Genomic DNA, 10,552 nt, shown 5'->3' on the forward strand with positions numbered 1-10,552 from the left:
CTGAAGTTTCCCTGCCAGGTATTCGCTATGCCCTTCAACGACATCCACGTCGTCATCCGTCAGGTTGCCCCAACGTTCCTTAATTCGGCCGTTGAGCTGTTTCCACTTGCCTTTGATTACGTCGGAATTCATGGGAAATCCTCCTTTGTCTGGGCGGGTCAGGCGTCGCCGGTAGTCCGGGACGCCTGAGGGAATGCTTTCAGGCGGTCGGTGAGATTACTCAGCCGACTTCAGGCCGTCGGCAGAAACTGCCTTCACGCCTTTGATGCCTTTTGTTTTGGCTACAGCCAGGTCGCGTTCGGCATCGCTTTTAACTACGCCGGACAAGGAAACCACGCCTTTGTTGGTTTCAACTTTGATGTCCAGGGCGCTGAGTGCGCTGTCTGCAACAAAAGTCGATTTAACTTTGCTGGTGATCCAGGTATCGGTCACAGCTTCTTCTGCGGTGTCAGTAGTAGCAGCCATCATCAGCGGGGCGCTGTGGGTGTTAGCTACGTCAGCGAACGCCAGAGGGGACAACAGGGCGCCGGCAGTGGCAGCTGCAATTACGAATTTATTGAAAGGCTTGTTCATAACGTCTCACTCCTAGTTCATTTGAAAATTCCGCCACCTGTCCTGGCTGCGGTTTCATAGGAGATATCGCAAGGCGTGTGCCAACTTGCGTAAAATTTTTTATTCCTTACTTATCAATAGCTTAGCAAGTTTCAAAAAATCAACTTATCGTGCAGATTGCAAGTTCACCGCTTCGCTTACTTGCAATCTGCATGAACCGTCAGCCTTTGCTGGCCATGCGTTCGAGAATCGCCGCCAAGGTGTCCACTTCCGAGAGCAAGGGCGACTGCGGATAACGGCTGCGGATAAATGCCAGCAGCTTTTGTGCAGGCTCAATCTGCCCCAGACCTTCAGCAAACCCCCGCGCGGCGCGCAGGTAGGCGCGGGGAATATGCGGGTAGTCGGGAAAGCGCTGGTGCAGATTGCGCAGCAGGCTCAGGCCTTCTTTTATCCGGTGGCGGTCGAGCAAGGCGCCCGCCGTGCGTTCGCAGACCAAGGCATCATCAGGCAGGTAGTCCGGCTGGATTTTGCGCGCGTTAAGCAAGGCGGTAGCGGCCAGCGCCGGGTTGCTGCGCGCGGCCAGCGGCAGATAGTGAGCCAGATGGCGCAGGCAACGATCACGGGCGTTGAGGTTGAATAGCAACTGGTGGAAGCGCTCGTTTAACTTGAGGTCTTCTGGCGCACGTTCCAACGCTACGGTCAGGGTTTCCAGGGCCTGCTGGCTCTGGCCCTCTTTAATGCGTATTTCTGCTTCGGCTATGGCTCGGCGGCGTTGGTATTCGGCAGCAGGGTAACCGTTGTGGCTGTCGTCCTCTGCGATGGCGTAGCCCAGGGCGCCCTGATACTGAAACACCGCGTAGCCCATCATGGCGCACATCACCACGGTGAAATAACTGAACAGAAAGCTGGCAATCGGCAGCAGCACTACCTTGGGCAGACCGTGCGACAGCATCAAGGTCACCCAACTGGGCGACTGCCAGAGAATAAACAGAAAGGCACAGAGGATCAGGTAACGCCAGCCCATGGCCTTGATCACTTGCCCCACTTCTTCCGGACTCAGCGCAGCGCCTAGGGTCTTGTCCAGCGCCAAACGGATAATGCTCGCCGGCATGGCCAACATCAGGCCGATATTCACCAGCCAGTAAATCGCCTCGCTGTCGAAATCATGGGCCAGCCACAGCGCGGCAAAACACAGCACAAACACCACCAGCTGTTTAAAAAACAAACTGAAGCCTGGGCCGGTAAACGCACTGGCCAGCGATGGCGCAACGCGCTGCGCCTCGCTGCTGGCTTCGATCACGCTGTAGAAGTATTTGGTGGCGATGCTAAACAACAGCAGCCACAACACCAGGTAAGGCGGCATAAACAGGCTGGCCAGGGCGAGCAACGCGCTAAAGGCCAGAGGACCAGCCTGCAACCCATAGGCAAAAAACTTAGGAATTCGCTCCCAGAACGGCTGCGCGGAATTGGCCGCACCGAGAAACTCCAGGCGGCTGGCGCAGAGCGGGCAAGTTGGCGTTTCTTCCGGGGCATCTTCATTGAGCGGCGTACAGCAATCGCCGTAGTGCCGAGGGCAGGAGCGGCACAGCCAGGTCGCGGGCTGCGCGGGATGGTAATGGCAAAGACTCTTTTCCATGACTGCGGCGTTCCTTGTGCGTTAGCGTCTTGGCCAAACGGAGGGCTATTTTCCAGGCAAAAAAAGAGGGCCCGCAAGGGCCCTCTCATCAAACTGCGGTACAGCTCGGATTAACCCTGAGCTTTAGCCGCCGCTACATCTTTGATCGACAGTTTGATACGGCCGCGGTTGTCCACGTCCAGTACCAGTACTTCGACTTCCTGACCTTCTTTCAAGATGTCAGTGACCTTCTCAACGCGGGCATCGCTCAGCATCGAGATGTGCACCAGACCGTCTTTGCCCGGCAGGATGTTGACGAATGCGCCGAAGTCGACGATGCGCTCAACCTTACCGACGTAGATCTTGCCGATTTCAGCTTCTGCGGTGATGCCCAGAACGCGCTGACGCGCCGCTTCTGCAGCTTCTTTGGTCTCGCCGAAGATTTTGATCGAGCCGTCGTCTTCGATATCGATCGAAGCCTTGGTCTCTTCGCAGATAGCGCGGATGGTTGCACCACCTTTGCCGATAACGTCGCGAATTTTGTCTTGGTCGATCTTCATGGCGATCATGGTCGGAGCATTGGCCGACAGCTCGGTACGCGACGACGAGATCACTTGGTTCATCTGACCGAGGATGTTCAGGCGCGCTTCCAGGGCTTGGCCCAGGGCGATTTCCATGATTTCTTCGGTGATGCCGTTGATCTTGATGTCCATCTGCAGCGCGGTAACACCTTTGGCGGTACCCGCTACTTTGAAGTCCATGTCGCCGAGGTGGTCTTCGTCACCGAGGATGTCGGTAAGGATGGCGAATTTCTCGCCTTCTTTAACCAGACCCATGGCGATACCAGCAACCGGCGCCTTCATCGGCACGCCAGCGTCCATCAGCGCCAGGGAAGCACCGCACACGGAAGCCATGGAGCTGGAACCGTTGGACTCGGTGATTTCCGACACAACACGGATGGTGTACGGGAACACGTCAGCAGCAGGCAGCATGGCCTGTACCGAACGACGGGCCAAACGGCCGTGACCGATTTCGCGACGGCCAGTGGCGCCCATACGACCACACTCGCCCACCGAGTACGGCGGGAAGTTGTAGTGCAGCATAAAGGGGTCTTTGCGCTCGCCTTCGAGGGTGTCGAGCAGCTGTGCGTCACGCGCAGTACCGAGGGTAGCCACAACCAGAGCCTGGGTTTCGCCACGGGTGAACAGGGCCGAACCGTGGGTTTTGCCCAGCACGCCCACTTCGATTGCCAGCGGGCGCACGGTGCGGGTGTCGCGGCCGTCGATACGTGGCTTGCCGTTAACGATGTTTTCGCGAACGGTGCGGTATTCGATTTCGCCGAAGGCTTCTTTCACTTCACCAGCGGACGGGCCGCCTTCGGTGGCGAACTTGGCGACGATCTGATCTTTCAGCTCGCCCAGACGGCCATAACGTTCGTGCTTGATGGTGATGGTGTAAGCCTGGGAGATGGCTTCGCCGAACTCAGCGCGGATGGCGTCGAGCAGAGCGGTGTTCTTGGCGGCAGGTGCCCACGCCCAGGTCGGCTTGCCAACTTCGGCAGCCAGTTCGGAAATCGCCTTGATCACCGATTGGAATTCGTCGTGGGCGAACAGTACAGCGCCCAACATCTGGTCTTCGGTCAGCTCTTTGGCTTCGGATTCAACCATCAGTACGGCGTCTTTGGTACCGGCTACAACCATGTCCAGGCTCGACGCCTTGAGTTGCTCGTAAGTCGGGTTCAGCAGGTAGCCGGTGCTTTCGTGGAAAGCAACGCGCGCGGCACCGATTGGGCCTTCGAACGGAATGCCGGAGATTGCCAGCGCAGCCGAAGTACCGATCATCGCAGCGATGTCCGGATCGATTTTCTTGCTGGTGGAAACCACGGTGCAGATCACCTGAACTTCGTTCAGGAAACCTTCAGGAAACAGAGGACGGATCGGACGGTCGATCAGGCGGGAAGTGAGGGTCTCTTTCTCGGAAGGACGCGCTTCACGCTTGAAGAAGCCACCTGGGATTTTGCCGGCGGCGTAGGTTTTTTCTTGGTAGTGCACGGAGAGCGGGAAGAAGCCTTTGCTTGGGTCGGCTTGCTTAGCGCCAACTACGGTCACCAATACGCTGACGTCGTCGTCAACGGTGACCAATACTGCGCCGGAGGCCTGACGGGCAATGCGGCCAGTCTCGAGGGTGACGGTCGATTGACCGAACTGAAATTTCTTGATTACCGGGTTCACGGTGTATTTACCTTCTTTTTGCCTTGGGGAAATCGTGTTCTTGCAGAGTTCTTGGGCACCAACGGGATTCGGACCCGCGCACTGTCCAGGTAACGCATGTAGCACAAACGTGTGACGCAGATAAAACTTGAGGCTGGGAGCCTGCCGTTAACCACCGAGCTGCAGAGCAGACCCAACGACTAACGACAGACAACCAACCTCTAGCAGCTTCGCTATTAGCGACGCAGGCCCAGACGACCGATCAAGGTGCTGTAGCGGGTAACGTCTTTGCCTTTGAGGTAATCCAGCAGCTTACGACGCTGGTTTACCATGCGGATCAGACCACGACGGGAGTGGTGATCTTTACCGTTGGCTTTGAAGTGACCTTGCAGCTTGTTGATGTTGGCGGTCAGCAGTGCAACTTGCACTTCTGGCGAACCAGTATCACCAACGGCTTGTTGGTAGTCGGTAACGATTTGAGCTTTTTCTTCAACGCTGAGTGCCATGTGGGCTTCCTCTCAGTAAGGAGCTGCATTCCAGTGAAGGCAGTTCCAATAGGCCGAGGACAAATCCTCGTATTAAAAAATGAGATGTGACCGTGCCTATTAACAGCCACCCTCGCCCACCCCGGTTACCCGGTGTGGTTCGGTCATTCTGACCGAATCAAACGACGCGGCGCGATGCGCCCGTCTTCACTCACTTCGCCAATCCCGATGAAGCGAGCATTGTGATCTTGTACGCGAACCATGCCGAACTTCGGTGCGTCCGGAGCACGAACCGCTTGCCCATGCAGCCAGTAAAACGCGCTGTGCTCGGAAAACTGCACTATCGGCCAGTGCTCCAGGCCGCTGTCGGAAGGCATCAGGAAGCGGTCGACTGCTTCGTTGCCACCGTCTGCGTGAACCTGCTCCAACTCTTCCAGCGTGACGCACTGCGCCAAACTGAACGGGCCGGCCTGGGTACGGCGCAGTTCTGCGACGTGGGCACCACACCCCAACACCTGACCAATATCTTCAACCAGGGTCCGGATATACGTGCCTTTACTGCAGGCCACCGACAGGCTCGCTTGCTCGCCCTCGCAGCCCAGTAATTCCAGGCGCGCAATAGTAACAGAACGCGCTTCGCGCTCCACTACTTCACCTTGGCGTGCCAGCTTGTACAGCGGCTGGCCATCACGCTTAAGCGCGGAGTACATCGGTGGTATCTGGCTGATATCACCGCGAAAACGCGGCAAAACAGCTTCGATATCAGCACGACCAACGGTCACTTCGCGGCGTTCGATCACCTCACCCTCGGCGTCAGCCGTGGTGGTGGTGACGCCCATCTGCATCAGCGTCTCGTAGCCTTTGTCGGCATCAAGCAGGTACTGGGAAAACTTGGTCGCCTCACCAAAGCACAACGGCAACACACCGGTAGCCAATGGATCAAGGCTACCGGTATGCCCAGCCTTCTCGGCATTTAGTAACCAACGCACCTTTTGCAGCGCAGCATTGGAGCTAAAGCCCTTGGGCTTGTCGAGCAGGATGATGCCGCTGACATTGCGGCGGATGCGCTTGACCTGAGCCACGCGTTACTCCTTCTCACCCGCTGGGGCGGCACTCGCATCGTCGTCGACGTGTGCGCCATCTTCAGCCACGGCACGCTCGATCAACGCCGACAGGTGCGCACCACGCATTACGCTTTCGTCGTAATGGAAATGCAGTTGCGGCACGCTGCGCAGCTTCATGGCACGAGCCAGTTGCATACGCAGAAAGCCGGCGGCGTCATTCAGCGCTTTAACGTTCTGGGCAATTTCTTCAGGAGTGTCCTGGCCCATCACGGTGATAAAAATCTTCGCGTGACCGACATCGCGGCTCACGTCCACCGCAGTTACGGTGACCAGACCGACACGCGGGTCTTTCACTTCGCGGCGGATCAGCTGTGCCAGCTCGCGCTGCATCTGATCGCCGATACGTTGGGTACGGCTATATTCTTTGGCCATGCTAACTACCTGTTACCTCCCGCCACGGCGCAAAACCCTGACGGTCTGAAAGCGGCAAACGCCCGGCCAAGCGTGAGCCGGACCGGGCGTTGCGTAAAACAGCTCGTGCTTAAAGGCTGCGAGCCACTTGGATCTTCTCGAACACTTCGATTTTGTCGCCGACCTTGACGTCGTTGTAGCTCTTCACGCCGATACCGCATTCCATGCCGGCACGTACTTCGGAAGCGTCATCTTTAAAGCGGCGCAGGGATTCCAGCTCGCCTTCGAAGATAACGATGTCTTCACGCAGTACCCGGATTGGACGGTTACGGTAAACGGTACCTTCGACCACCATGCAACCGGCAATCGCGCCAAACTTCGGCGAACGGAACACGTCACGCACTTCGGCGATACCCAGAATGTTCTCTCGAACATCACTGCCGAGCATGCCGGTAAGGGCTTTCTTGACGTCTTCGATGATGTCGTAGATCACGTTGTAGTAACGCATATCCAGACCTTCCTGCTCGACGATCTTGCGCGCGCCGGCATCGGCACGCACGTTGAAGCCGAACAGTACAGCGCTGGAGGCCAGGGCCAAGTTGGCATCGCTCTCGGTGATACCACCGACACCGCCGCCGACTACGCGCACTTGCACTTCATCGTTACCCAGGCCGCTAAGAGCGCCCTGCAATGCTTCCAACGAACCACGGACGTCAGATTTGAGGACGATATTGAGCGTCTTCTTCTCTTCCTGGCCCATGTTCTCGAAGATGTTTTCCAACTTGCCAGCGTGAGCACGGGCCAGTTTGACTTCGCGGAACTTGCCTTGACGGAACAGGGCAACTTCGCGCGCCTTCTTCTCGTCCGACAGCACGCTCATCTCGTCGCCAGCATCTGGAGTGCCGTCAAGACCGAGGATTTCGACCGGGATCGAAGGACCTGCTTCTTTGATCGGCTTACCGTTCTCGTCGAGCATGGCGCGGATGCGGCCGAAGTTCGAACCAACCAGCACCATGTCGCCTTGGCGCAAAGTACCGTCTTGAACCAGCACGGTAGCAACCGGACCGCGACCTTTATCAAGGCGCGACTCAACTACGACGCCACGGCCAGGAGCCGATGGGGTGGCTTTGAGTTCCAGTACTTCGGCTTGCAGCAACACCGCTTCAAGCAGCTCGTCGACGCCAGTACCCATTTTTGCCGAGACCGACACAAACGGGTTGTCGCCGCCCCACTCTTCCGGGGAAACGCCGTGGGCTGCCAGTTCGCTTTTGATGCGTTCCAGGTCAGCGCCAGGCTTGTCGATTTTGTTCACAGCAACCACCAGCGGCACGCCAGCGGCTTTCGCGTGCTGTACGGCTTCGATGGTTTGCGGCATCACGCCGTCGTCTGCGGCTACAACCAGGATCACGATGTCGGTGGCCTTGGCACCACGGGCACGCATGGCGGTAAACGCGGCGTGACCAGGGGTGTCGAGGAAGGTCACCATGCCGCGCTCGGTTTCTACGTGGTAGGCGCCGATGTGCTGGGTGATACCGCCGGCTTCGCCCGCGGCCACTTTGGCGCGACGAATGTAGTCCAGAAGCGAAGTCTTACCGTGGTCAACGTGGCCCATTACGGTCACAACCGGCGCACGGGCAACAGCCTCACCGGTAAATTTCAGAGACTCAGCCAACTGCTCTTCAAGGGCGTTATCGCTCACCAGCTTGACGTTATGGCCCAGCTCTTCAGCGATCAGCTGTGCGGTTTCCTGATCAAGCACTTGGTTGATGGTCACCGGGGTGCCCATCTTGAACATGAACTTGATCACTTCAGCCGCTTTGACCGACATCTGTGCGGACAACTCGCCGACAGTGATGGTCTCGCCGATGGATACGTCGCGCACAACCGGACCGGTCGGGCTCTGGAAACCATGGGCGTTGCGTTTTTTCAGCTTGGCCTTGCCGCGACCGCCACGACGGAAGCTGTCGCTTTCCTCGTCGGTAGTACGTGGGGCAACGCGCGGAGTCGGCACCTTTTCCTTCTCTTTAACCGAAGGACGGTGGGCGGTAGCTTTGCGATCGCCACCACGACGGTCGTCATCGTTGCGTGGCTTGTCCGGACGGCGCTGCTCGTCTTTCTTGCGCTCTTCAACAGGCGCAACAACAGGCGGCAACTCGATATCGGCAACTACAGGTTCAGGAGCAGCAGGGGCTGCTTCTGCAACCGCTTCCGACGGCGCGGAATTGGCCTCACGGCGAGCCGTGTTTTCAGCCTGACGCTTGGCATCTTCAGCCGCTTGTACGCGTGCTGCTTCCGCCGCGCGCTCTTCTTGCTCGCGCTTTTGCTCGGCTTCGATTTCTTCGTTGCTGCGCTTGACGAAGGTTTTCTTCTTGCGCACTTCAACGCTGATGGTTTTGCTCCCTGCAACACGCAGGGTACTCGTGGTCTTACGCTGCAAAGTGATCTTGCGCGGTTCTTCCACTTTCTCGCCGTGACTACCTTTGAGATGCGCCAACAGGGCTTGCTTCTCGCTATCGGTCACAACTTGATCGGCACCCGTGTGCGGCAAACCTGCCTCACGCATCTGCAACAACAGACGCTCTACAGGGGTGGCGACCACTTGGGCCAGTTCTTTGACCGTGACTTGCGTCATGCACTTCTCTCCTCAGGCCGCCTACTTACTCGAACCAATGGGCTCGGGCGGCCATGATCAACTTGCCGGCACGCTCTGCGTCGATACCGTCGATGTCGAGCAGGTCATCAATAGACTGCTCGGCCAGGTCTTCGCGGTTAATCACGCCGCGCACTGCCAGTTCTTGCGCCAGAGCCTTGTCCATACCCTCAAGTGAGAGCAGGTCTTCGGCGGGGTGCGCGTCTGCCAGCTTTTCTTCTGTCGCGATGGCTTTGGTCAGCAGGCGATCTTTGGCGCGAGCGCGGAGCTCGGTGACGATTTCCTCGTCGAAGCCATCGATGCTAAGCATCTCTTCCATCGGGACGTAGGCGATTTCTTCCAGGCTGGTGAAGCCTTCTTCTACCAACACCTGGGCAATGTCTTCGTCGACTTCCAGCTCGTCGATGAAGCTTTGCAGGATGTCGCCAGTTTCAGCTTGCTGCTTGGCCTGAATATCCGCTTCGGTCATTACATTCAGTGTCCAGCCGGTCAACTGACTGGCCAAACGAACGTTCTGACCGCCACGGCCGATTGCTTGAGCCAGGTTATCTTCACCAACGGCGATGTCCATGGCATGGGCATCTTCGTCAACGATAATGGCGGCTACTTCGGCCGGTGACATGGCGTTGATCACGAACTGAGCAGGGTTGTCGTCCCACAGCACGATATCGACACGCTCGCCGCCCAACTCACCTGACACCGCTTGTACACGCGAGCCGCGCATACCAATGCAGGCGCCTTGCGGGTCAATGCGTTTGTCTTTGGAGCGCACGGCAATTTTGGCACGCGAACCCGGGTCACGGGAGGCGGCCATCACTTCGATTAGCTCTTCAGCAATTTCTGGCACTTCGATGCGGAACAGTTCGATCAGCATTTCCGGCGCAGTACGCGACAGGATCAGCTGCGGACCACGGTTCTCGGTGCGAATTTCTTTCAACAGCGCACGCAGGCGAGCGCCAACGCGGAAGGTCTCGCGGGAAATAATGTCTTCGCGAGCCAGCAGCGCTTCAGCGTTGTTACCCAGGTCAACGATAACGTTGTCACGGGTCACTTTCTTCACGGTGCCGGAGATGATCTCGCCCAGACGCTCGCGATAAGCCTCGACCACTTGAGCACGCTCAGCTTCGCGAACTTTCTGCACGATCACTTGTTTAGCGGTTTGCGCCGCGATACGACCGAATTCGATCGACTCGATCTTCTCTTCAATCAGATCGCCAAGCTGCGCATCAGGCTTGATCTCGCGAGCCTCGTCGAGCGTTAGCTCGGATGCCAGATTGAACAGCGACTGATCGTCAACCACAGTCCAGCAACGGAAAGTTTCATAGCTCCCCGTTACCCGGTTGATCTCAACGCGAAGCTCAACTTCGACGTCAAAACGCTTTTTCGTTGCAGTGGCCAGAGCCAACTCCAACGCCTCAAAAATAACGCCGGCCGGTACGCCCTTTTCGTTGGATACCGACTCAACAACCAGCAGTACTTCTTTGCTCATCGTACGCCTCGCCTTTCGCAAGCCATTGGATCCGCGGGATCCGCGTCTCAGTCAAAACTGGGAACAATATTGGCCT

General features: G+C 57.6%; 9 protein-coding genes. All 9 read right to left on the minus strand.

Annotated features, from left to right (window positions below; all coding sequences use genetic code 11):
• On the minus strand, window positions 1-132 hold a 132-nt coding region (locus AAAB16_RS13565), incomplete at its 3' end, for a CsbD family protein (RefSeq protein ID WP_340663799.1).
• Between the two features lie 84 nt (window positions 133-216).
• The gene (locus tag AAAB16_RS13570) at window positions 217-573 is read right to left on the minus strand and encodes a BON domain-containing protein (protein ID WP_110616960.1); all 357 of its coding nucleotides are present in this window, start codon (window positions 571-573) and stop codon (window positions 217-219) included.
• Window positions 574-772: 199 nt separating this feature from the next.
• Entirely contained in the window at window positions 773-2,188 is a 1,416-nt protein-coding gene (locus AAAB16_RS13575) for a tetratricopeptide repeat protein (protein ID WP_340663796.1), read from the minus strand.
• Window positions 2,189-2,298: 110 nt separating this feature from the next.
• Entirely contained in the window at window positions 2,299-4,398 is a 2,100-nt protein-coding gene (gene pnp / locus AAAB16_RS13580) for a polyribonucleotide nucleotidyltransferase (protein ID WP_110616962.1), read from the minus strand.
• 215 nt (window positions 4,399-4,613) lie between these two features.
• The gene (gene rpsO / locus AAAB16_RS13585) at window positions 4,614-4,883 is read right to left on the minus strand and encodes a 30S ribosomal protein S15 (RefSeq protein WP_010447232.1); all 270 of its coding nucleotides are present in this window, start codon (window positions 4,881-4,883) and stop codon (window positions 4,614-4,616) included.
• A 143-nt stretch (window positions 4,884-5,026) separates the two neighbouring features.
• Window positions 5,027-5,944: a tRNA pseudouridine(55) synthase TruB gene (gene truB / locus AAAB16_RS13590; protein WP_340663797.1), complete on the minus strand. Its 918-nt coding sequence runs from the start codon at window positions 5,942-5,944 to the stop codon at window positions 5,027-5,029.
• 3 nt (window positions 5,945-5,947) lie between these two features.
• Window positions 5,948-6,358 carry a 30S ribosome-binding factor RbfA gene (gene rbfA, locus AAAB16_RS13595; RefSeq protein WP_110616964.1) on the minus strand — a complete coding sequence of 137 codons (411 nt, stop codon included), beginning with the start codon at window positions 6,356-6,358 and terminating at the stop codon, window positions 5,948-5,950.
• Between the two features lie 109 nt (window positions 6,359-6,467).
• Window positions 6,468-8,969, minus strand: coding sequence for a translation initiation factor IF-2 (infB, locus tag AAAB16_RS13600; protein ID WP_340663798.1), 2,502 nt, complete (start codon window positions 8,967-8,969; stop codon window positions 6,468-6,470).
• A 25-nt stretch (window positions 8,970-8,994) separates the two neighbouring features.
• Window positions 8,995-10,476 carry a transcription termination factor NusA gene (nusA, locus tag AAAB16_RS13605; protein ID WP_110616966.1) on the minus strand — a complete coding sequence of 494 codons (1,482 nt, stop codon included), beginning with the start codon at window positions 10,474-10,476 and terminating at the stop codon, window positions 8,995-8,997.
• Window positions 10,477-10,552 lie beyond the last annotated feature (76 nt).

It is taken from the genome of Pseudomonas sp. (assembly GCF_037994325.1).
Taxonomy (GTDB): Bacteria; Pseudomonadota; Gammaproteobacteria; order Pseudomonadales; family Pseudomonadaceae; genus Aquipseudomonas.